At 42.3% G+C, this 23,313-nt stretch carries 17 protein-coding genes; 12 read left to right on the forward strand and 5 right to left on the reverse strand.

Annotated elements, in window-relative coordinates:
- The first annotated feature begins 407 nt into the window (after positions 1 to 407).
- The 11 genes from WC743_RS13895 (at position 408) to WC743_RS13945 (ending at position 14,102) form a co-directional block, all read left to right on the forward strand.
- Complete coding sequence (locus tag WC743_RS13895) at positions 408 to 989, forward strand: Crp/Fnr family transcriptional regulator (RefSeq protein ID WP_373012648.1); 582 nt, start codon at positions 408 to 410, stop codon at positions 987 to 989.
- Between the two features lie 117 nt (positions 990 to 1,106).
- Entirely contained in the window at positions 1,107 to 1,985 is an 879-nt protein-coding gene (locus tag WC743_RS13900; protein ID WP_373012650.1) for an NmrA/HSCARG family protein, read from the forward strand.
- A gap of 4 nt (positions 1,986 to 1,989) precedes the next feature.
- Positions 1,990 to 2,862 (forward strand): pirin family protein, encoded by an 873-nt coding sequence (locus tag WC743_RS13905; RefSeq protein ID WP_373012652.1) that lies wholly within the window; start codon positions 1,990 to 1,992, stop codon positions 2,860 to 2,862.
- 48 nt (positions 2,863 to 2,910) lie between these two features.
- Positions 2,911 to 3,402, forward strand: a complete 492-nt coding sequence (locus WC743_RS13910) for a quercetin 2,3-dioxygenase (protein ID WP_373012654.1) — start codon at positions 2,911 to 2,913, stop codon at positions 3,400 to 3,402.
- Between the two features lie 167 nt (positions 3,403 to 3,569).
- Entirely contained in the window at positions 3,570 to 3,908 is a 339-nt protein-coding gene (locus WC743_RS13915; protein WP_373012656.1) for a hypothetical protein, read from the forward strand.
- A gap of 383 nt (positions 3,909 to 4,291) precedes the next feature.
- Positions 4,292 to 5,908: a DUF6377 domain-containing protein gene (locus tag WC743_RS13920; protein ID WP_373012657.1), complete on the forward strand. Its 1,617-nt coding sequence runs from the start codon at positions 4,292 to 4,294 to the stop codon at positions 5,906 to 5,908.
- 283 nt (positions 5,909 to 6,191) lie between these two features.
- Positions 6,192 to 9,179, forward strand: a complete 2,988-nt coding sequence (locus WC743_RS13925) for a SusC/RagA family TonB-linked outer membrane protein (RefSeq protein WP_373012659.1) — start codon at positions 6,192 to 6,194, stop codon at positions 9,177 to 9,179.
- A gap of 11 nt (positions 9,180 to 9,190) precedes the next feature.
- Complete coding sequence (locus tag WC743_RS13930) at positions 9,191 to 10,924, forward strand: RagB/SusD family nutrient uptake outer membrane protein (protein ID WP_373012661.1); 1,734 nt, start codon at positions 9,191 to 9,193, stop codon at positions 10,922 to 10,924.
- Between the two features lie 306 nt (positions 10,925 to 11,230).
- Positions 11,231 to 11,443, forward strand: a complete 213-nt coding sequence (locus tag WC743_RS13935) for a hypothetical protein (protein WP_373012663.1) — start codon at positions 11,231 to 11,233, stop codon at positions 11,441 to 11,443.
- Positions 11,444 to 11,609: 166 nt separating this feature from the next.
- Complete coding sequence (locus WC743_RS13940) at positions 11,610 to 13,100, forward strand: serine hydrolase (protein WP_373012665.1); 1,491 nt, start codon at positions 11,610 to 11,612, stop codon at positions 13,098 to 13,100.
- A gap of 195 nt (positions 13,101 to 13,295) precedes the next feature.
- Positions 13,296 to 14,102: a tRNA pseudouridine(38-40) synthase TruA gene (locus WC743_RS13945; RefSeq protein ID WP_373012667.1), complete on the forward strand. Its 807-nt coding sequence runs from the start codon at positions 13,296 to 13,298 to the stop codon at positions 14,100 to 14,102.
- Between the two features lie 13 nt (positions 14,103 to 14,115).
- On the opposite strand, the gene WC743_RS13950 is transcribed toward WC743_RS13945, so the two are convergent.
- Complete coding sequence (locus WC743_RS13950) at positions 14,116 to 16,947, reverse strand: FAD-binding and (Fe-S)-binding domain-containing protein (protein WP_373012669.1); 2,832 nt, start codon at positions 16,945 to 16,947, stop codon at positions 14,116 to 14,118.
- A gap of 157 nt (positions 16,948 to 17,104) precedes the next feature.
- Between WC743_RS13950 and WC743_RS13955 the strand changes: the two genes are divergently transcribed.
- The gene (locus WC743_RS13955; protein ID WP_373012671.1) at positions 17,105 to 17,338 is read left to right on the forward strand and encodes a hypothetical protein; all 234 of its coding nucleotides are present in this window, start codon (positions 17,105 to 17,107) and stop codon (positions 17,336 to 17,338) included.
- A gap of 206 nt (positions 17,339 to 17,544) precedes the next feature.
- Here the strand turns inward: WC743_RS13955 and WC743_RS13960 are convergent, their stop codons facing one another.
- The 4 genes from WC743_RS13960 to WC743_RS13975 all read right to left on the reverse strand — a co-directional run bounded on the left by WC743_RS13960 (position 17,545) and on the right by WC743_RS13975 (position 23,217).
- Positions 17,545 to 19,740 (reverse strand): PQQ-binding-like beta-propeller repeat protein, encoded by a 2,196-nt coding sequence (locus WC743_RS13960; RefSeq protein ID WP_373012672.1) that lies wholly within the window; start codon positions 19,738 to 19,740, stop codon positions 17,545 to 17,547.
- A 94-nt stretch (positions 19,741 to 19,834) separates the two neighbouring features.
- Positions 19,835 to 20,950, reverse strand: a complete 1,116-nt coding sequence (locus tag WC743_RS13965) for a mechanosensitive ion channel family protein (protein WP_373012674.1) — start codon at positions 20,948 to 20,950, stop codon at positions 19,835 to 19,837.
- Positions 20,951 to 20,953: 3 nt separating this feature from the next.
- Entirely contained in the window at positions 20,954 to 22,741 is a 1,788-nt protein-coding gene (locus WC743_RS13970; RefSeq protein WP_373012676.1) for a glycoside hydrolase family 15 protein, read from the reverse strand.
- 101 nt (positions 22,742 to 22,842) lie between these two features.
- On the reverse strand, positions 22,843 to 23,217 hold the full coding sequence (locus WC743_RS13975) for a response regulator (RefSeq protein WP_373012677.1): 375 nt from the start codon (positions 23,215 to 23,217) through the stop codon (positions 22,843 to 22,845).
- Positions 23,218 to 23,313: the final 96 nt, after the last annotated feature.

Here is a 23,313-nt window from a genome sequence, read left to right on the forward strand (position 1 = left end):
CTTTTTTATTGAAAGTTAATAGTATCTGAAGAAATAAGATCGTATCATAAAATCAGCATCTATCTATTACTAAATGAGATTTTCACCAAATAAATCTTTTGCATCTACAATATCCTGTATATCAGATACAAAGGTCGACATATTGCATGTTTCTTCTACATATTAGGTTGAAAGCCTCAAGTCGAAAGATTTGAGGCTTTTTTATTTCTGGCAATTGTAGATTAATGGTGCAGTGAAAACACGACTATAAACAGATGATTTTTTTAAAAGACTAATCTGCTTATTGATTTATTTTTTTGATAAACTTTACTTTTATTACCTGTTTACATTTGCTTTTAAAGCGAGTACTTATTATCAAAGTGAAATATATCTTTGCATTTGTTTAAATTTAACAATCATTAAAATCAATGCACGAAAACCTATTAGCATACATCAAGCAACACGCTACATCGCCACTTACAAGTGATGAAGAAGCGTTAATTGTAACTGCTTTTCAACCAAAAAAACTCAGAAAAAAGCAATATTTTCTGGAAGAAGGCAATGTGTGTAAATACGTTGGTTTTATTGTAAAAGGTGCTATGCGACAATACAGTGTAGATGACAAAGGAGTGGAGCATATTGTACAATTATACATTGAAAATTATTGGGCAAGCGACCGTGAAAGTGCTGTCATGCTTACTCCATCGAAATATTATATTGATGCCTGGGAAGCTACCGAACTACTCATTGCTACAGTAGCAGACATGCTGGATCTGATAGAAAGAGTACCTTCATTTGGACAAATGACAAGATTAATGGATCAAAGAAGTTTCATCGTTTCTCAGCGAAGGTTGAATTCTACCATTAGCAATACAGCAGAAAAACGCTATGAAGAATTTGCCGATAACCACCCTCAATTTATTCAACGATTTCCCCAACATCTCATTGCTTCTTTTCTGGGCATAACTAAAGAAACTTTAAGCAGAATTAGAAAACAAGCAATTAAATAAATTCTATTTTAAATTTTGGTTTTACAAAAGCGTTGATATTTATCAACGCTTTTTTTTATCATTTCTCATCGTTCCCGGGCGTGCTGTTGCTGCAATTTTACATCATAAAACAAACAGATGAAAAAGCAAACAATAGTAGTAATTGGAGCAACAGGCTCACAAGGTAAGGGTATTGTAAATGCCCTTGTAAGTGAAGGCTCTTTTAATGTGAAAGCAATAACCCGTAATCCGGAAAAATATACTGGCAAGGCAAATGAAGCAGTTTATGCAGATCTAAAAGATTTGCAATCCTTAAAAGATGCTTTTACAAATGCTTATGGCGTATTTGTGGTAACCAATTTTTGGGAAGGTGCAGACGAAATCACCCAAGGTAAAAATGCCATTGAAGCAGCAAAAGCAACGGGAGTGCAACATTTTATTTGGTCAACACTTCCGGATGTTGAGCTCATTAGTGAAGCAGGATTTGAAGTGCCTCATTTTAGTGGCAAAGCTAAGGTGGATGACCAGGTGCAAAGTGCAGGGTTCAAATATGCAACATTTGTTCAGCCGCCGTTTTATTTTCAAAATCTTGTTGGAATGCTGGGGCCACAACCAAAACAAGATGGCACAACCGGTTGGACACTACCGATTGACCCAACAAAAAAAGCGATTCACATGTCGGACATTAATGACCTGGGAAAAGTAGTAACCGGTGCATTTTTGGAGCCCGAAAAAGTTGGAAACGGTAATTACCTTGCCCTGGCAACAGGGTTGTACAGTTTTAATGATATCATAGAAGCCTATAAAGCCAATGGCAAAGAGTACACCTTTTCACAAGTGCCGGCTGAAATATTTTCAACTTTTTTTGAAGGGGCAAAGGAGTTAGCAGAGATGTTTGGGTATTTTGAAAAATACACTTACATGGGACCAGATTCAACGCCACGAATTGAATTGGCAAAAGAAACTGCCACCCACAAATTTGTGCCGCTCCAGGAATGGCTTAGTAAAAACAATTAAGCAAATGAAAAAGAAAACGAGTTTCACAACAAAAGGTAATAGTGCTGCAGTAGGCCCGCTATCAATCCAACGAATGTTACCTAATCGATACGCTAACAAAGTTGGTCCTTTTGTATTTCTCGATTATGTTCCCCCGGTCGTTAAAGAAACCATAACCAAAAATGGTATGGGAGCCCATCCACACCGAGGCATTGCAACATTAACCTATATTCTTCAGGGCGAAGTAGAGCATTTTGACAGTGCAGGAAATGAGGCGATAATTCATTCAGGAGGCGCACAATGGATGAAAGCAGGTAATGGAATAATCCACGATGAAAATTTAAATTACGACTCCCGGACAGAGAGCAAATTTATCCAGGGTTTTCAATTCTGGATAAATCTACCGGCAATAAACAAAGCCGAAAATCCGGCTCATATAGCTGTTCAAGCCAATGAAATACCCAAAAAAACATTGCCAAATGAAAGTGGCTGGTTAAAAGTAATTGTTGGCAACTATGAAGAATTGAGTTCGAGTATTCCAAATTATTCCGAACAATTTTTATATCACATTCAATTGAAAGCAGGCACACAATTTTCTGTAGCCATAGAAAATGAGACAGAAGTTGCAGCTTTTTTACCCATGCAAAATGTGGCGCTAAACGGCACCGAGTTTCAAGCAGGTGAGTTTATTGAGTTTGACAAATTGGCCGGAGAAATTGAAATAAACAACACCTCTTTAACAACTGTCGATGTCCTGTTATTTGGCGGTGAGGAATATAAAGAACCTATTGTAGCCGAAGGTCCGTTTGTAATGAATTCTCAAGCCGAAATAGCAATTGCCTACCGGGATTTTCATGCAGGGAAATATGGGGAAATAAAATCAACAGCACAAAAATAAATTAGTCCGGGATAAAATATCATCATCAAGTATTAAATGAATCCGATTATGAGTAACAACACAAACAGCATCAAGGGCTTTGCCACAGCCGAAGGCGAAGGCGAGCGCATCTGGTTCGTCGCCGATACATTGACGCTCAAGGCGACCGCTGCGAGCACCGGTAAAAGCTACACCGTAGTGGAGTGCCTGACTACCCCCGGCGGCGGGCCTCCTCCACACATCCACACCAACGAGGACGAGTTCTGGTATGTCCTCGACGGAACTTTCGAAATCCATATCGGCGATGAGGTGCATGCCATCGGGCCGGGCGGGTTTGCCTTCGGGCCACGCGGTACGCCGCACTACTTCCGCAACACCGCAGCAACCCCGAGCCGGATCCTCTTGGCCTTCACGCCTGGTGGGATCGAGGATTTCTTCCGCGAGTCCGGTCAGCCGGCAATCAATGACGGACCAGCACCCGCAGTTGATGCGGCGGAAATCGCCCGCATGGCGGCGGCTGCTCCGAAGTACGGTATTGAGCGCGCCTTCCTCAACGATTAAGTCACATTATGTGGCTTTTTTGTGCTCGATTTTTGGGCGGTTGCCGGCTTCCTAGAATTGCGTTCGGGAGTCGGCCCACAATATTTTTTAAAATACTTTGTATTTCAAGTATTTAATTTAACTTTGTATTACAAAGTACTTTCAATAATGATGAAAAATTAAACGCTATGAAAATTTCAAGAAAAAAATTTGTTTCCCTCTTCCTCATTTCTGGGTTTGCCTTTCTTTTTATTTTCAATGTAATTTTTCGATCAGTCGTCAGGCTCATTCCTGAAAGCGGAGAGTCTTTTCTGGGAACGGAATCGCTAACAGGATGGAAGAGCATCGTATCCACAATTCTATATCCTATCAAAATTGTTTTGGTAGGCCCCATGCTTCCCCTTATCAATTTGCCAGATCCGCCACCTCCATTTTTGGTTATTGGGTTTGCTTTCTACTGGACTATCCTCGCCCTGGTAATTTATTATCTCATCGGTAAAATTAAGCTCTCCAAACTAAAAACCTGATTTTTAGCGGATCAGAATATTCCGCGATTTTTATTTCAATAATTGGAGCAAGTCCCAAAAAGTTCGACATTTCGCCGGTTCCATCTACAAAACACGTAAGAAACCCTGAAAGTCGAACTTCTCTTCCGAAAATCGACGTTTTCAAGGCTTTTTCATTTTCTCCTCTTCCACTCTTTATTAAAATATTTGGCGTTAAATGAATCAAATCATTTCGGAACACTTTGACCAGCTTTATTACCTGACCTTCGATGTCATTTCGGCGCCCGAGCCATAAAAGCATGTAGTGTCAGCAATACCGGCTTTCTGAAAATTTTCTTGACGTTGAGGCGGGAGAAGAACTAGATTTGTTATTCCTCGAATCTATTATGATACCTTTCTCACCAATGAAAAACTTTGTATTAACCGCATATCTTCTGCTGGCTTTCTGCTGTACCCTTAAAGCATCTCCAGAAACCGACAAAACAGACAGTCTATTATCCGTATTGAAAACAGAGTTGGGCAAAAAAAAGTATTATGACCAGCAAAAAGAGACACGGATACGGAGGCTTAAAGATGCATTCCAACGTGTTGCTGCCGATGACCTAAGCCGGCAATACAGTACATGTAAAGCGTTGGCAGAGGAATATCAGGATTATCAGTTCGATTCTACGTTTGTATATACGAGGAAGCTGATCGCTCTGAGTAAAAAACTCCGTGACCCTATAAAACTCAATGAGAATAAGATCCGCCTGGGTATTACACTCATTGCCTCAGGAATGTTCAAGGAAACTTTTGACTGTCTTCGTGAAATTGAGCCAGCATATTTGGACAAACGGCTGAAAAGAGCCTACTATGAATTGAACGCATGGGCCTACTCTGACCTGGCGAAGTACAACAAGGATAAATTTTATGCACCGGACGACCGGAGGAAAAAATTTCTTTACCTGGATTCCGCTATCGCACTGACCGCACCAAATTCTTTCGGACGGCTGATCCTGCAGGCCCAGCTCCCGGATACACCGGGTGTAAAAATACGCCGGCGCCAGTATTACCTGATACTTTTAAAACGAAAACTTAGTCCCCATGAAGAAGCAATGGTCTCTACCGGGCTCAGCCGTTATTGTTCTGGTAAAGAAAAGGTACGCCTGCTGGCTATTGCCGCCATCAATGATATCCGAACCTCTACAAATGAAACGCAAGCTATACTGGCACTGGGGAAGGAGTTATACAACCAGCGGAGTGTGCCGGACGCCTACCTGTTTATCCAGCAGGCCATGAATCAGGCTAACCTTTTCGGCGCCAAACTACATAAGTACCAGGTGGCAGAGATCCTGCCTATTGTAGCAGCCGAAAAGATCCTGCAGGCTGAGCGTGAAAAACAGCGGTTCGTGCTTTACCTGGCCGCTATCCTGGTGTTGATGGTGATTGGCGCGCTTATTTTCTTTATCATATTCGTACAATTCAAAAAGTTAAGGGTTCAGGACCTGCTGATCAGGGAAAAAAATACCGAACTGGAGAGGACAAATGGTAAGTTGGCGGAGGACGGGCGAATAAAGGAGGAATACATCGGTTACTTTTTTGATGAGTTGTCAGGCTATATCTTAAGGCTGGAGAAGCTGAAAAGGACAGTAGAAAGAAAGGTATTAACGGGCCGTTATGATGATGTGTTGAAAGCCGTGGGTATCATTCATATTAAATCCGAACGGAAGAAACTATTTGAGACCTTCGATCAGGTTTTTTTACGAATGTTCCCTGACTTTGTCAACGCGTTCAATTCATTGCTGAGAAAGGAAGATCAGATCTGGCCGAAACCGAACGAAGGGCTGACAGCTAATCTGCGGATCTTTGCGCTGATGCGGCTGGGGGTAACAAGTAATGAAAAAATTGCCGGCATTTTGGAATATACTGTAAGTACGGTATATACTTACAGATTCCGTACCCGTTCAAAAGCAATTGTGCAAAGCGATGAATTTGAGAGCAGAATCATGGGAATAAGATTGACAGGCGCTAATGAAAGTTAGATTTTTTGATGTTACATAACCATTAAAGCTCTTATTATCAATAAAATATAAAAATAACCTGTTAGATTTTTCATCAACGGGCTCTTCTGGCTGCTGCAATTCATGCGGCCTCCTATTTCTTTGTATTACCAATACAGGCCGGTAAACAGGCACGCTACCTAAATAATTATTGTATGAACCATTTTATTATTCCGGCGCCGCCATAGGCTGTTACTCCGTTATGCGCTACAAATTGTGGCCGGTTTATCAACTACATCTTACAACAAACATTAATCTAACTTTTATGCAAATAACAGCTTTACTAAAAACCTTTGTGCTTAGTTTTTTCTGTTTGCTGACGCTCCCTGCCCTGGCGCAGACCAGAGTCTTGTCTGGCAAGGTAACAGATGCAGCGAACGGAACACCGCTTGCCGGTGTGAGCATCGCCGTAACCGGCCTGGGGACAGGAACAACCAGTGACGCCAACGGCGATTTCCGGCTTAACATCCCACAAACAGCCAAAAGCCTAACTCTCAGTTATATTGGTTACAACCGCCAGGAGGTTCCCATTACCACATCTGCCACACTGAACATCCGGATGGAAGCCAGCAGCAAAGCGCTCCAGGAGGTTGTTGTAGTGAGCGTAGGTTATGGCACACTCGATAAAAAGGAGGTTTCGAGCGCTATTACCCACGTTTCTTCTAAAGACCTGCTTTCTGTGGCCAGCAACAACCCGTTGATGTCCCTTCAGGGGAAAGTGGCTGGCTTAAACATCACCAATACGGCCACAGGCGACCCGAATTCCTCGCCAAACATACAGCTCAGGGGCGCCTCATCAAGGAATGCCGGTTTGGGCCCGCTTTACGTGATCAATAACGTGCCGGGCGGAAATATTGACAACATTAACCAAAACGATATTGAAAGCATCGACGTACTTAAAGGCGGTGCGGCATCGGCCATCTACGGTACCCGCGGAAGCAACGGTGTGATCATCATTACCACCAAAAAGGGATCCACACAGTCAAAGATGTTTTATGACGGCTATGCCAGCTTTGATTACCTTACCAACCGTTTACAAAACCTATCTCCCGAAGATTTTATCAAGAACAGGGTACAGAACAGCCAGGGACAGGATTATGGTGCTAAAACGGACTGGTTAGGCGCCGTTACCAATTCGCCGGCTTTCAGTCAAAAGCACACCCTGCAGCTTTCAGGAGGCAGCGCTAAGACGAATTATTTTGCTTCTGCCGATTACCGAAACGCAGATGGCGTGGATTTGAGGGCACATAAAAAAGAATATGGTGCGCGGATCAGCATCAACCATGCTACGGATGATAACATATTTGTTGGCACGCTAACCGTTGCCCCCCGTTTTATGAATACCAGTAACGCGGATGCGGGGAACTTCAACAACGCCCTTACACTCAATCCAACCTACCCCATTTATGACACGGATGGTAAATACAATTACCTCAACACCGGCTTTTTCTCCAATAACCCGGTCGAGAACGCCAATTTGATCAAATCTGACGGAGAGATCAAGGAACTGGACATCAACGGCTCACTTAAGGTAAATATTCTTAAAAATCTTAGTACCACCGTTACATTGTCAGAAATCAGCCGTTCGGTAAGGAACATGAACTTCAGGCCCTCAACGCTTTCAACCATAGTACATTCTAATAAGATAACGCAAACTAATTTCGCGTCACAGGAACAGCAGGAGAACGATCAAAAAAATGTGGAATGGACCGGCAACTACTCTCTTAATTTGAAACAGCACCACTTCAAATTACTGGGCGGTTATTCATATTCATTGTATAACTATAAACAGTTTTATGCGCAGAACTATGATTTCCCGTTTGATGCCTATCTGTGGAACAACCTGGGTTCTGGCTTGTATAACGGCGGAGCGGCCGGCCAGGGTCAGAGTGCTGTGGGTTCAACACAAAATGGATCCACCCTGATCGCATTTTTTGGCAGGCTTAATTATGATTTCAATAGCAAGTATATTCTTACAGCCAGTCTTAGGCATGAGGGCTCTTCCAAATTCGGCATGAATAATAAGTGGGGCGATTTCCCCGCCGTATCCGGCGCCTGGCGCATTACGGAAGAGGATTTTTTCAAAGACAAGGTATCGTGGATCAATGAACTAAAGCTAAGGGCAGACTACGGCATTACCGGTAACCAGGATTTCGGCAACTACCTGTCGCTTCTGCTTTACGGAGGAGCGGGCTACTTTCCTTTCAACGGCGTACAGTATCAGGTTTACGGTCCATCATCCAATGTTAACCCTGATTTGAGCTGGGAAAGGGCTGTCAATTTCAACGCCGGGTTAGATTTTTCTTTGCTTGATAACCGTTTAACTGGTTCAGTAGATTACTACGTAAGGACGAATAAGGATCTTTTGGGCTATTACAATGTTCCTTTGCCTCCTAACCCCCAATCCCAAACATTCACCAACGTTGGGACAATGAAAAACTCCGGTATTGAGGTTACATTGAACGGTAGTGTCATCAAAGGAACGAACTTTAATTACAACCTAACGCTTACCGGCGCCTTCAATAAGAACAAGTTTATCTCTTTTTCTAATGATATATACAAAGGCGCTATATTTCAGGATGTGGCCGGTCTTCCCAGTCCGGGCTCACCAGGCAACATTCAGCGGATAGAAGAAGGACATAGTATAGGCGAGTTCTATACCCTCCGGTCAGCAGGAGTGGATGCAAACGGCGCATTGCTCGTGTACAAGAAAGACGGGCAGGTGGTACCGGCCAACCAGGCATCTAACGATGATAAGCAATACGTAGGAAACGGGCTGCCCAAGTTTATCGGTTCACTGGGTAACAGTTTCCGCTATAAAAACTTTGACCTGAATATCTTTTTACGCGGTTCATTTGGTTACAAGATCTTTAACACCACAGCATTTTACATCGGCACGCCATCCAGCCAGGCTGATGCAAACGTCCTGCGATCTGCTTATGACCCAAAAAGTAAATATTCAAAGCTAACGAGCAATTCTACCACATCTATCGCCTCAGATTATTTCCTCGAGTCTGGTTCGTTTGTAAAGATCGACAATGTATCAATGGGTTATACGCATACGCTTAACCTCAAATACTTAAAGTCTCTGCGGTTCTATGCAACCGGCAGGAACCTGCACACTTTTACTAAGTATACAGGTGGTGATCCGGATCTTGTTCAGGTAAACGGGCTGGTACCGGGGGTTAATACTTCGTTGAACTATTACCCATCCACACTACAGTTGTTAATAGGCGTTCAGGCTACATTTTAAATAAAAAAATCATGAAACATCATATCAAATATTTCAGTAGTATCTTACTATCGTCCCTTTTGATCAGCAGCGGTTGTACCAAACTGGACGAGCACGTTTATGACAAGGTAGACGCTGCCGGTTTCCTCACCAGGAGGGATGACGTGATCCGGGATTTTCTGCGTCCGTTCGAGCATGGTTATTGGAGCATACAGGGCAATGATCTTTACGCGGCGAGTGAAGACTGCACAGATGAAATAGGCACCTACAACCGCCAGGGCGACTGGCAGGACGGTGGTTATTATCAAAGAATGCATTACCACACCTGGACACCCAATGACAATTTCACCAGCGGCGCGTGGACAAATTTTTACCAGGGCATTGTGCTTTCCACCAACTCCATTCAGGATATGGAAAGCATAACAGATCCGGCTAAGCTCAGTCTCAAACCGGAGGAGCTGGCAGATTTCAAGGCGGAATTACACACGCTAAGGGCCTGGTTCTACCTGCGGGCTTTTGACTTTTACCGCAACATAGAGATCATCACAGATGTAAAAAACTCCACGCAGGGGAACAAACAATCGACCCCGCAGGAAACATTTGACTTCATCGAATCGGAACTGAAGGCCGCTATCCCTGACTTGCCTGTTCGCGAATCACTGGGAGCGACCGGTAGCGGGAGATGGACAAAGGCCGGCGCGGCGACCCTGCTGGCCAGGCTTTACCTGAATGCCAAAGTATACACCGGCACCGACAAATTCGCCGAATGTGCAGTGGTTTGCCAGGACATTATCAGTGGCAAATACGGCAATTATGCTTTAGACACCCGGTGGGACGCCCCTTTCGATTACACTAATACCTCTCTCAATTCAGAAGTAATTTATGGTTTCCCGGGAACATTGGCCCGTACCCACTGGCAATATGATGGCGGAATGTTCTTTTGGGGCATGACCTATGACGCAGCCCCGCTGTACTGCGGCTTTACTGATTTGGGTCAGTCCAATCCCAGGTTCGCTTTACAACCCGGAAGGGACGTTGACAGCGTGGAATACACTTTCAAGCTGGGTAAACCCTTTGTTAAGTTCCAGCATTATCCGGATGACCTACGCTTAAAAAAGTACAAAAACCTGGGCAACAGCACCCGCGAGGGAATGTTTTTATACGGTTATCTGCCCTATACCCGTACTGTTAGCGGCGTAACCCGCACAGACACTGTTAAAGGTAATAAAGGTCCGTATCCGCTGTTTATTCGCGACCAGGTGGGCATGTTCCTCGGTACTAAACCGGGCAAAAAGATCGCCGACAAAGAATCGAATATGAACCATGCAGATCATAATTCGGGCGTTTTTCTGGTTAAGTACCCAATGTACCCAACGCCGGATCCGAACCGCATCACCTCCGCCTATGCCGAGATCAGGCTGTCTGAGATCTATTATACACTGGCTGAATGCAAATACCGCACCGGCGACAAACCCGGCGCTGCAGCCCTGCTTAACGCGGTTAGAAGGCGGAACTACCCTACCGGTTCGTCAAGCCTGTATTCTGGAGACGGCAGCCAGCTGAACGACCAGGAAATGCTGGATGAATGGGGCCGGGAATTTATAGGAGAGAACCGGCGTCGTACGGACCTCATACGCTGGGGCGCATTTACTACCGGTACATGGTGGGATAAAATGCCTGATGCCGATAACCACACAGAAATTTTCCCTATTGGCAGGGATATTTTAAACGTTAATCCGCAATTAAAACAAAATCCGGGCTACTAATACATTTCAAATAAAAGCGCTTCCTTTTCAGGAAGCGCTTTTCTCATTTTATAGCCTTAAAGAGACCGCTTCTAACGTTACTATTGCAGGAGCGATTTTCATTTAACGGAAAAAAGATTACCATTGGAGATAATTTTTTCCCTACCACACGCTCTAAAACCAGGGCAGAAGCTACCTCAGCTAAATCTACAGTGCTTATAACGTGCATACAAACTATCCAATTGGGTAGCTTTTCTTGTATATTGCGCCAATAATATGCGATTGTAATAGATGCAATCTTCATAAAGTACAACTTAATACAATATCATGAAACACGAAGATGTGGTTGCAGCCCTTAAAGTAATTGCAGACAAAGGGATGGCGATCAATATAAGCAAAGATGATTTACAAGACCTGAAAGCATATAACCTCATTGAAATTGCAAAGGGCGAAGAAAATGAAAGATCACCGGCCTGTTTATTAACTAAAAAAGGCCGTGTAATGCTTAAAGCAAATTCAAAGTCAGATAATAAATCCTAACTATCTGACTTTAAAAAAAGTGCCTTAATTCCACTGCCATTTTTGAAGCCGCCCGGTTTGAGCAGCCCTGTTTTTGTTAGCCGATATACAGAAGGTTGTAAATGTTTCATGTCCATTATGTAACATAAATGCATCCCGGCATATCTTACTAAATATATACCACCCAATGAACCTTAAACACACAACAGCAGCTCTCTTATTCTTTGGGCTCCTGATTCCCGCATTATCTAAAGCCCAAAGCTCTGCTACGCCAGATAGTATAGATGTATTTTTAAAAAACAAGATGCAGCAACGGCACATTCCTGCATTACAGGTGGCAGTGATCCGCCAGGGAAAAATTATAAAGTTCAAAAGTTACGGAACAGCTAATCTCGAAAATAATATAGCGGCCACGGATGAAAGTATATTCTCTGTAAATTCAATTACCAAAGCTTTTGTAGGTGTAGCCATTATGCAATTGGCAGAAGAAGGAAAACTGAAGATAACAGACCCTGTTTCTCTTTATGTAGATAGCTTACCGTTAGCCTGGCAAAAGATCACCCTGCAGCAGGTATTAACGCACACTTCCGGCTTACCTGATATTCTTGATGCTAATGAACAAGTAATGGGAGATGGCGACGAAAATGCGGCCCTGAAAAAAGTAAAAGAGTTACCCCTTGAATTTAATGCAGGCGAGAAATTCCGCTATAACCAAACTGGTTATGTTTTACTTGGGGACATCATTACAAAACTGAGCGGCATGCACTTTACCAAGTTTATTGAAGACAAGCAATTTAAAGTAGCAGGAATGAAACTAACCCGATTTGGTGATTCTTACGATGTGATCCCTAATTCGGCAGGTGCTTACACTATGACCAAATATATTGCCGGTCAATTCATAAGAAATAGCAGCCCCGGTGTTGCTTATATGCAGTTCCCTGTTTTCTTCAGAACGGCAGCCGGAATTTTATCTACTGCTGGCGAAATGGGTAACTGGATAATTGCATTAAAAGGCGGCAAGCTGTTAAAGCAACAAAGCAGCATAGAGGCGTTATGGAACCCGGCTATATTAAAAAACGGAAAAATAGGCGGATTCAATTCCCTTACTAATGGCTATGCGCTTGGGTGGCCTACTGTTACAAGGGCACAACATCCGGCGGTAGGCCCTGTTGGCGGCGGCAGGTCTGCCTTGTTTGTATATTTAAAGGATGACCTGTCAATAGTTGTACTCACTAATTTAATGGGCTCCAATCCCGAACAATTTATTGATGAGATAGCCGGTTTTTATATACCCGAAATGCACGAAGCAAATGGCTTTGGTTTGCCCCCTGCCATCCAAAAATTAAGAGTAGAGTTGTTAAAGCAGGGTTTCAATAATTCAGCATCTGCGGTAGCTAACTTAAAAAAGAAGGATCCGTTGTTTACCTTAGATGAGGATGACCTTAACGGCTGGGGATATCGGCTATTAAACCAGAAAAAAGCCGTTGAAGCGCTATCAATTTTCAAACTCAATGTGGCGCTTTATCCTCAAAGTGCAAACACTTATGATAGCTATGGCGAAGTTCTTGAAATGATGGGCGACAACAAAAATGCTCTTTTAAACTATAAAAAATCTTTGGCACTGAATCCGAAAAATAAGAATGCGGCCGATAGGATAAAAGTACTATCCGGCAAATAGAGATTCAAAAAAAGCAAAAAGAAACCCCTTTAGTTTTACTACAGGGGTTTCTTTTTGTATAAGCTTTATAATTACTGGCCGACGTAATGCTCACTATTAAACTTAATTGCCTTTAACCTCAATGGCGTGCCAGGTCGACTTTTTCTTGTTGAATTGTAGTAGTTTTACGCTTACATTCTAATACACTTACCAAACTTGCGTTACTTTTTCCATATAGGTTATCTCGGTACTAATTACAGCGGATGGCAAAAACACCCGGATGCAATTAATGTACAGCAAGTTTTAGAGAATTCCCTGAGCCAGGTATTTAAAAAGCCTGTATACATTGTTGGCTGCGGCCGAACAGATGCACAGGTACATGCCAGTCAGTTTTTTTTCCATATGGATGCAGATGATCCGTGGGATTTCGACCTCATCTTCCGGCTTAATAATTTGTTGCCTGATGATATCGCTGTTTTTGATATTATACCAATGGAAGGATTACCTCATGCCCGTTTTGATGCCATAGAACGGAGCTATGATTACTTTATCCATACTTATAAAGATCCCTTTTTAAGTAATTTCAGTTCGATGTATATTGTTAGGGATTGGGATTTAGACAGCATGAAACGTGCCGCAGGCTTATTATTAAAATATAATGATTACCATGCTTTTTGCAAGATGCCTGATAGGAACCAGCATACTATTTGTAACGTTAGCACTGCCGGTATCTTCGCGGATGCTACAGGGGATAGGTTAAGGTTCCATATCTCGGCAAACCGTTTCTTAGGAAAGATGGTACGAATTATTGTTGGTAAGATACTGGATATAGGCGCCGGGAAATTAAGCGTTGACGAATTTGAAGCTCACCTTATTGATCCGCAGTTGCTTCAAGTTATTAAACCCGCCTATCCGCAGGGATTGTATCTCAGCAAGATCAAATACCCATATCTTGATATCCCGCCACGCAGTAAATTCTGTCAGATGCTTGCCGGTGATACCAACACGTGGAAGATTATTTAAGTTGACCAGTCGCCTATAAAGCTTCGTCCATTAAGTAAAGTATCGATTCATAATTTTGCGACACTGCTTTTGACATAGCCATCTCGCAGGTTTTGGTAGATGAATAATACCCATCATAACTACGCTGCTTTACCTCCAGAGCCTCCGGCATAGTTGCCGAGTCGGTTAGTTCAGGAAACAAAAACCCACGATCGCCGGCCATGCCGCAGCAACCTGTATGCTTTGGCACCGTCACTTCTTCGGCAAAATGTTTAGCAAGGGCTACAAACTTGTTAACGGTCTTCATCTTTTCTAATGAACAAACCGTATGCACTGTAATGTTGCCTTTTTTCTGTTTTACAACTACATTGGACTTTACATGGTCATGGAAAAACTCAACACTATCCAATATTTTCAGTTTATCAAACTTTAACTGGTTATCTGCTGTAAGCGCTCCACGCATGTTATGTAAAGTATATGCACATGAGCTTACATCTGTTACTACCGGTAATTGCCCCTCTTTACTTGACACCCATAGCCGTTGGATGATATCATTGGCTGTATATTCATACGCGTCCTTAAATCCTTTGGATGAATAGATCTGACTACAGCAACTGCCACTCAGGTTTTCAAGCACATGTACCGAAACCCCCGATTTTGCACACACACTCATAAAGGTTTCCATAATGCTCTTTTCCTTTCCTTTGTATGTGCCTAACATTCTTGAAATACAGGCGGGAAAATAAACAATGCTTGTAGTAGCGGCACTATTTTCAGAGACACTATTAGCCTTCTGAAAAGACAGATCAGGCGGGTAACTCATCTGATCGGACCATACAGGCATTGTAGGAATTATCTTTTTAAAGGTTTTAGTGAGATTAAACATTGCCTTATCACCTAAAACTTTGTTTGCGGCAAAACCAATTTTTAAGCCGGTACGAATGCCCCACTCAAGAGATTTAAAGTTTTTTGCAGCAAACAAGGCCACCCTGTTTTGAAAAGCAGAATGATTTTCTCTTCGTAAGCGTTTTACCAGGTCGCCGGTATTAATATCTACCGGGCAGGCTGTAGCGCAAAGGCCGTCAACCGCGCAAGTCTCTAAGCCGTCGTACTGATACTGATCCAGCAGCAGTTTATATTTCGTTTCGTCTCCCGCCTTTTGAAGCTTCTTTAAAACCCTCCGGATAACTATGCGCCGCCTTGGCGTGGTAGTTAAATTACGACTCGGGCATTTATGTTCGCAATAACCACACTCAATACATTTATCAACCTCCGCTTCTACAGATGGCAGCTCCTTCAAATCTTTCAGATGTGCTTCCTCGTCGTCATTGATAATAACTCCTGGATTTAGCAATCTGTTGGGGTCAATAGCCTGTTTAATCATTTTCATGATCTGGTAGGCTTCTCCGCCCCATTCCGTTTCAACAAAGGGCGCCATGTTACGGCCGGTACCATGCTCGGCTTTTAGGCTGCCGTCATACTTATCTACCACCAAGGCCACAACCTCGCGCAGAAACAGGTCATATCGCTCCACCTCTTTGGGCGTATCAAATGACTGCGTTACCACAAAGTGGATATTACCATCTTTTGCATGGCCAAATATGATAGCATTGCTGTAATTATATTTTACAAACAGTTCCTGCAGGTCTAAAATAGCATCGCCCAATTTGCTTACCGGGAAGGTAAGGTCTTCTAATATTACGGTTGTACCACTTGCACGTACCGCCCCCACTGCCGGGAAAAGTCCTTTTCTAACCTTCCAAAAAAAGTCCTGCTCTATTGGGTCGTTAGTAAAAACAGGGGCATTTAGTAATGATAATTCTGTTGTTGACTGTAAGAAACCGTTTACTTTAAATTCAAGTTCTTCATAAGTATTCTCCTGAAATTCTATCAATAAAGCTGCCGCTGAAAGAGGTAATTCTTTTACAATTGCCGGCATGCCTACCATATCCTCAACCGACCTTAACGATGCCCTGTCCATTAGTTCTACCATTAAAGCCCCTGCTTCTGTCAACGGAATAATTGCCTGGCAAGCTGAATATATATCAGGAAAATAAAGTAACGCGGTTGATTTGCAAGGGTAATCCGGCACGGTTTGCAATACCGCTTCAGCAATAAACGCCAGTGTACCTTCGGCGCCAATTAATAAGTGAGCTAATATATCAAGCGGATGTGTATGATCAATAAACGCGTTCAGCGAATAACCAACTGTATTTTTGGTTTGATACTTATTCCTGACTTTATTGTACAACGTTTCGTTTGTTTCAATGCGGACTTTAAGGTCTTTCAGCACCTCATAAAGTTGGGAACATTCATTTTGAAAGCGTACGTAGTCCTCTTTGTTTTCGGTGCTGAAGAGCTTCCCATCAGGCAGAATAAATCTTATATATTTGGTAGTATGATAGGAGTTTAATTTAACCCCGCAGCACATACCGCTGGCATTATTTGACAAAATGCCACCCATCATTGCAGCGCTGATGCTTGATGGATCCGGGCCTATCTTTCTTTTATATTTCTTTAAAAAAGTGTTAACCATTTGGCCCGTGATACCCGGCTGTACACGCACCATATCTCCGGATTCGTCGATGATGATCTTATCCCAAAACTGGCTCAGGTCTACCAATATACCATCGGTAATAGATTGCCCGGAAAGACTGGTGCCGCCGGTACGGAATACTAACGGGATACTATACTGATGAGAGAATTTGAATAAAGAAACAATCTCTGCCTCGGTAGCCGGCTGAACTACTGCTTTGGGTACCAGGTAATAAAACCCCGCATCAGAGGCGAACGATACCAGATCAATATATCGTGTTTTGATACGCCCGGCAGGTAATATCTTATTTAATTCTTCTTCAATATTCATTATAATATAATCAGGCGTGTACTTATTTGATCATACACTATCGCGATTGGTAAATCTCCGCATTTTAAATTTTATAAAAAAAGCATATTCATTATGTTTTTCGCGCAACAATAAGCTACTCTCCCGGTTTTATGTTAAACCATCATTATTCACAAACATGGAAAGATTTGATATCAGGATTAAAAAAGGCAAGGAAGAATTTGATTTTGAAGTTAGGGATTACCTGCACCATGAAGGTGAAAAATGCAAGTTCGAGGTATTTAAAGACCATACCCTGGTTGTCAGTTTTAACCCCGACCCGCATGAGAATTTAACCGTGTGCAAAAACCCCGGCAACTTAGATAAACAACTGGTGCATTTAATAGCCGATAAATTAGAAAGGTATACTTAGGATGCAATAAAAAGACAATCATTGCCTCACTATAGTATGACAAATTTGAGGATTGGGGTCATGCTGAGCTTGTCTTGTCATGGTGAGCTTGTCGAACCACATTGTGGGGTGGGCCTTTGCGCACGTCCTTCGACAAGCTCAGGATGACCCTGCAAATGTTATTTCCCATTCAGATTGCTTCCAGAATTATAGCAAGGTTCCTATTATTATAAAGAGAACGCTACATAACTATCGCCAGATTTACTACCTATTTTGCCACCGCCACAGGCAATTACAATATATTGCTTACCATCTATTTCATAGGTTGCCGGTGTGGCATATCCCGCTGCGGGCAGTTTAGCTTCCCAAACCACTTTACCGGTTTTTTTATCAAAAGCACGGATCTTTTCATCCTTGGTGGCTGCTATAAAAACAAGGCCTCCTTTAGTAACCAACGGGCCACCATAGTTTTCAGTGCCGGTAATTGGGATACCCTTTTTGGTTAATTTGTCATATTCTCCTAATGGTACTTTCCACAATAACTTACCAGAAGTAAGGTCGACAGCGTTAAGGGTACCCCATGGTGGTTTAATACCCGGATAACCATCTTTATCAACAAAACGGGTATAACCAGCCATAGTGTAAGGTGCAGGTGGCAATGCGCTTTTAACTATTGTTGCAATAGGTTGAGTGCTGCTTCTCACTGCGGAGCCGGTCGCTTCTTTCTCCGGGATCTTTAGCAGGAAGGTAAGCAGGGCCTTCTTCTCTCCCTCAGGTATCGCTTTAAATGAAGGCATCATATTACGGCCATTATCAATAATATTTTTAGCCTGTAGTTCGGTAAGCTTTTTCTGCAGATTGATAAGGGCAGGTATGGTTGATCCATTTCCTTTCAAATCAACGCCATGGCAGGTAATACAACGCTGGTTATATATAGCGTGCCCGGCCCCGGCTAATGAATGGTCATTGGTGTTATTCTTAGGCACATCTATCATCAACTGTATCCAGGGCAATTCGCTGCTGTTAATGTACATGATCTTGGTTTGCTGGTCTACTGCTGCACCTCCCCATTCGCCACCACCATCAAAGCCCGGGAATATCCAGCCCCCTTCTTTACTTGGCGGACTAAACATTACCCTGTTTTTTACTTTCAGATATTTTTCCATCATATCTTTATGCGTCTCGGGCGTAAGATCTGTTACATCTTCGGGCGTAAATTTTTGGCGTGCAAAAGGCTCGGGCAATGTTGGTATTGGCTGTGTAGGCCATGGTTTTTCGCCTGGCAGCCCATTGGTAGGCACGCCTTTTTCATTGATCGGGAATATAGGCTCGCCCGTTACACGGTCAAACATAAATATGTAGCCATGCTTGGTTATTTGTGCTACTGCATCCACATTTTTGCCATTGTGTTTTATGGTTACCAAGTTGGGGTTTGCAGGCAGATCGCGATCCCAAAGATCGTGATGTACAAACTGAAAATGCCATATGTATTTACCGGTTGCGGCATCAAGCGCTATTAGTGAGTTGGCATAAAGGTTTTGCCCTTTTCTGTTTCCGCCATAAAAATCACCGCCAATAGATCCGGTAGGAATGTAAACGATACCACGTGCCTCATCAAGCGACATGCCCGCCCAGTTATTTGCACCGCCAAGGCTTTTCCAGGCGTCTTTATTTTCCCAGGTTTCATAACCCTTTTCGCCGGGATGCGGAATAGTATTGAAACTCCAGCGGAGTTTGCCGGTAAGCACATCATAGGCCCGGATTGGCGCAGGTGCGGCATCTTCACTTTCTGAAACACGCACACCCATTATTAATACATCCTTATAAATTACACCCGGTGTTGTAGATGCTACAATTGAATGGATTACGCGGCCCACATTTTCTGTCATATCTATAAAGCCGCCATTACCGAAATTATTGATAGGCTTACCCAAAGTGGCGTCAATACAATATACCTTATTGCCTACATTATAAAATATGCGCTTATTGCCGCCATTAGCATCCTGCCAGTAAACAACTCCGCGGTTAACTTTATAGTAAGCCATGGGCTCATTTCTGCCAACGGTATCTACAGAAGCCGGATCAAACAGCCAGTTTTGTTTGCCGGTAACCGCGTTTAAAGAGAACAATTTAAGCCTTGGGGTTGAACCATACAGCATACCATCAACCATAATAGGGTTGCATTGATTTTGCGTGCGGCCGCTTGAATCTTTATCGTTTGAGCTATATACCCATGCTTCTTTCAAATTAGCAACATTCTGTAGTGTGATATCCTCGCTGGCAGAGTATCGTGAGCCATCTTTAGAGCCGGCATAGGCAGCCCAACCTTTATAACCATCCTTATCTTTAGATGCCGATTGTTTACAAGAATTGAAAATAATGGATACTGAAATAACTGCTAAGAATAAATAAGCTGGTCTCATTAATGTTATAATTAGTATTGCGATGCAGGTTTACAATGAATTTCCTTTGGCAAAATACTCATTATTTATTGCAGTAGCATGCAACATAACATTGTTAAAAATCTTTCCTGGGACCGGGCAATTCAGAAAGCTTATCCGGCGGAAATTGGTCGAATGTATACCTGTTCTTGGGCAGGCTATCCGGATAGTTTGCACTCAGGAATTTGATAAGGTTTTCCCTGATGTAGCACCTTAGATCAAACGCCTGCGATGAGTTCCTGGCACTTACCAACGCGCGCAGTTCTATGGTATGTTCCTTAACATCAGTTACCTGTAAAATACCTACACGTTTATCCCAAAGTGCCGATTCATTGAGCAAACGGGTCAATTCAGTCCTCAATATATCTACCGGCACATTATAATCAACATATAAAAATATAGTGCCTAATATTTCTGATGTACTGCGTGTCCAATTTTGGAACGGCTTTTCAATAAAGTAATTAATAGGCAGGATCAATCTCCGCTGATCCCAGATGTTTAATACCACATAAGTAAGCGTAATATCTTCTACCCTGCCCCACTCGCCCTCAACCACTAACACATCATCAATTCTGATGGGTTGCGTAAACGCTATCTGGAAACCTGCCAGTAAATTACCCAATGACTTTTGCGCGGCAAAACCAATGATTATTCCGCTTATACCCACGCCCGTTAACAAACCGGCACCCAGTTTTCTTACATTATCAAAACTTAGCAAAATGAGGGAAACGGTTATCAGGATAATAACTATTGTAGATATCTTGCGGATAAACTGCAACTGCGTACGGATCTTACGTTCTTTTAAATTATCCTCCTTGTTAAAATCATACTTATGGTAAACATAATCCTCCAGCATCTTAATAGCATTTACCAAAAGATTGGCGAAAGATATAAGCAGCAATATACCCAGCCAGGTTTTTAAATTACCCTCATAAACATCTTTTAAAGTAAGATAAGGCAGTATAACATTAAGGGTAAGTAAGGGAATAAAGTGATTTAAAGGTGCGCTTAAATGTGTAACCAACGACCGGAAGAAGGAGTAATCGGCCGTTTTTTTATTTTTATAATAATTTAATAATAAGGTAATTATAAACTTAAACACAAAGCCAATAAGCAGCACAAAACCAATAACAGCCAGGTTCCATACCCATGGCGATAAATTTTTTGACCACAAATTGATTTGCCTTTCCATCTGTTATAAAAATATTGGCCGGTCAAGCTTAATTGCTATCCGGTATGCTGCATTCATTAAGCCCACATGGCTATAAGCTTGCGGGAAATTCCCCCACTGGCTGCCTGTTTTTTCATCAACATCTTCACTAAACAGTAACAAGTGGTTGCAGTACTTCATCAGTTTTTCAAACTCCCGTATCGCATCATCCAGCCTGCCAACACAGGCCAGTGCTTCTACATACCAAAAAGCACAGATCAGGAAAGTTGTTTTAGGCTTACCAAAATCATCGTTGTGAATATACCTGTAAAATAGTCCGCCTTCTGTTTTAAGTTCCCTCTCTAATGCTATTAAATGATCTTTTGCTTTTTGCGATGCCGGGTCAATGTAATTCATCATTATCAATTGCAGGGTACTGGCATCTAAATGCGGGCTCCCTGCCGCATGTGTATAAACCTTTCGCTCGGCATCATAACAGCTTTCAATATGTGTTGCAGCGCGCGCTTTTAATTGCTGTGCTTTTTCTACCAATTCTGTATTTCCTATAGTTTTGGCAATTTTTTCGGCAGCATTACAACCTGCCCATTGAAACAGGTTACTATAACAATGTATGTGTGCTATATTCCTAAACTCCCATATACCGGCATCTTTTTCATCAATTGTGCGTTCTATTTTACTCAGCAAGAACTTTATCCACCTGTCAGAATCTTTTCTTTCACTAAAAACAAAGCGATGATCGGTATACAAGGGCAACAGGGATATAAGTACCTGCCCATAAATATCATTCTGGATATGTTCTGATGCCTGGTTGCCAATGCGCACGGGCTTGTTGCCCATATAACCATCCAGGTGATCCATAATGGTTTCGGTCAAATCTTTTTTACCTGTGATGCCATACAAAGGTTGGTACCGGAAACTGTCTCCTACCGAAAAAGAAATATCAGTTACATAGTTAAAGTAACGTTCCATTTCTTCAAAATGCCCAATGTGGTTAAGGGATGTTAATACATAATACGTATCCCTGAGCCAGCAGTAACGATAATCCCAATTCCGTTCACTACCCGGAAACTCGGGTAAGCTGCTGGTACTTGCAGCGATAATAGCACCGGTATCTTCATACTGATGGATCTTTAATACCAGCGCTGATCGTATTACGTACGGCTGATAAAAGCCTGCAATGGAAGAGTGTTTTATCCATAAGCGCCAGTATTCAATAGTTTCGCGCAGATATTCTTCTGATGTACTTATCAATGAACCATCAAATTCGGTACCGTAGTTTAACAGCAGGTATTTGGTTTCGTTCAATGAAAAGTATTCTTCATCTATCAGGTAAGCAAGGGAGATATTTGATGTTAAGGTCATTTTCTCACCACAGCCCGTAAATTCTATCGAGTCGCTACCCTGTAACCTGTCTTGCTTTGCTCGGCCATAATCACAAACAGGCTCACATTTAACCTTAATGCGGGGTGTCCCCTCTAATGATTCTATTTTACGAATTAAGATCAGTGGCTTAAAATATCTGCCATGCAAAAAAAACCTTGGTGCAAAATCTGTTACCCTGTATTTGCCATGGGTGCAGGTAATGTCCGTACGTAGTACGTTGGTGTTCTCTAAATAATATTGGTTTGAAGTAAACTCACCCTGGGGCAGGATAGAGAATTCGCCACCCTTATTGGTATCCAGCAAGCCGCCAAATACAAACGGACTATCAAACCGCGGCCAGCACATCCATTCAATATTAGTGTTTTTGTTAATGTGGGCGAGAAAGGCGCAGTTGCCTATTAAACCAGTTTGATAAATATGTTTTTCCATTAGCAGTATCTTGAAAATTACCTTAGCAACAACGGTTTGTAAGAATTGTTAGTCTAAAGATCAAATTCAAGATTAGCAAAATTTCAACATGGGGCATTAAATCATGACAGTACGTTTTTGTTTTTTATAACATCAACAAGGGCATCTGTCATTTTATAAATATCGGCTTGTTTATAAATGATATTATCACAACCAAACCTGGAAGAGAAGCGTTCCAGCCCGCCATAATCAGATAACATCACTACGGGCAAGCTACGGGTATCCGGGTCGCACTTCAACTGGTGGCAAAGCGAACCGCCGTTTAGCTCATCTAAAATAAAGTCAATAATAAGCGTATCAGGTTGAAAGTTCCGCAGTTCTTTAAATAAATTATCAACTGATTGGAGCACCGTTACCTCAAAATTCCGATAGCTTAACTCTGCTTGTATACTATTCAAAAAGCGCGTATCGGTGCTTACAATTAATAACTTCTTCATATGATTTTAGATATCAGGCTATAACATAACATCCTGCAATTGCTATTTGTTTGATAGGATATTGGCCTAAGAAAATCCATAATTATAAAAACAATT

It is taken from the genome of Mucilaginibacter sp. (genome assembly GCF_041660805.1).
Taxonomy (GTDB): Bacteria; Bacteroidota; Bacteroidia; order Sphingobacteriales; family Sphingobacteriaceae; genus Mucilaginibacter.

Bases quoted from the DNA above. Each gene is read 5' to 3' on its own strand.
- WC743_RS13905 (WP_373012652.1), top strand. From the start codon at position 1,990: ATGAAAAAGAAAACGAGTTTCACAACAAAAGGTAATAGTGCTGCAGTA.
- WC743_RS13900 (WP_373012650.1), top strand. From the start codon at position 1,107: ATGAAAAAGCAAACAATAGTAGTAATTGGAGCAACAGGCTCACAAGGT.
- WC743_RS13910 (WP_373012654.1), top strand. From the start codon at position 2,911: ATGAGTAACAACACAAACAGCATCAAGGGCTTTGCCACAGCCGAAGGC.
- WC743_RS13955 (WP_373012671.1), top strand. From the start codon at position 17,105: ATGGAAAGATTTGATATCAGGATTAAAAAAGGCAAGGAAGAATTTGAT.
- WC743_RS13940 (WP_373012665.1), top strand. From the start codon at position 11,610: ATGAACCTTAAACACACAACAGCAGCTCTCTTATTCTTTGGGCTCCTG.
- WC743_RS13965 (WP_373012674.1), bottom strand. From the start codon at position 20,950: ATGGAAAGGCAAATCAATTTGTGGTCAAAAAATTTATCGCCATGGGTA.
- WC743_RS13895 (WP_373012648.1), top strand. From the start codon at position 408: ATGCACGAAAACCTATTAGCATACATCAAGCAACACGCTACATCGCCA.
- WC743_RS13920 (WP_373012657.1), top strand. From the start codon at position 4,292: ATGAAAAACTTTGTATTAACCGCATATCTTCTGCTGGCTTTCTGCTGT.
- WC743_RS13970 (WP_373012676.1), bottom strand. From the start codon at position 22,741: ATGGAAAAACATATTTATCAAACTGGTTTAATAGGCAACTGCGCCTTT.
- WC743_RS13935 (WP_373012663.1), top strand. From the start codon at position 11,231: ATGAAACACGAAGATGTGGTTGCAGCCCTTAAAGTAATTGCAGACAAA.
- WC743_RS13915 (WP_373012656.1), top strand. From the start codon at position 3,570: ATGAAAATTTCAAGAAAAAAATTTGTTTCCCTCTTCCTCATTTCTGGG.
- WC743_RS13960 (WP_373012672.1), bottom strand. From the start codon at position 19,740: ATGAGACCAGCTTATTTATTCTTAGCAGTTATTTCAGTATCCATTATT.
- WC743_RS13930 (WP_373012661.1), top strand. From the start codon at position 9,191: ATGAAACATCATATCAAATATTTCAGTAGTATCTTACTATCGTCCCTT.
- WC743_RS13925 (WP_373012659.1), top strand. From the start codon at position 6,192: ATGCAAATAACAGCTTTACTAAAAACCTTTGTGCTTAGTTTTTTCTGT.
- WC743_RS13975 (WP_373012677.1), bottom strand. From the start codon at position 23,217: ATGAAGAAGTTATTAATTGTAAGCACCGATACGCGCTTTTTGAATAGT.
- WC743_RS13950 (WP_373012669.1), bottom strand. From the start codon at position 16,947: ATGAATATTGAAGAAGAATTAAATAAGATATTACCTGCCGGGCGTATC.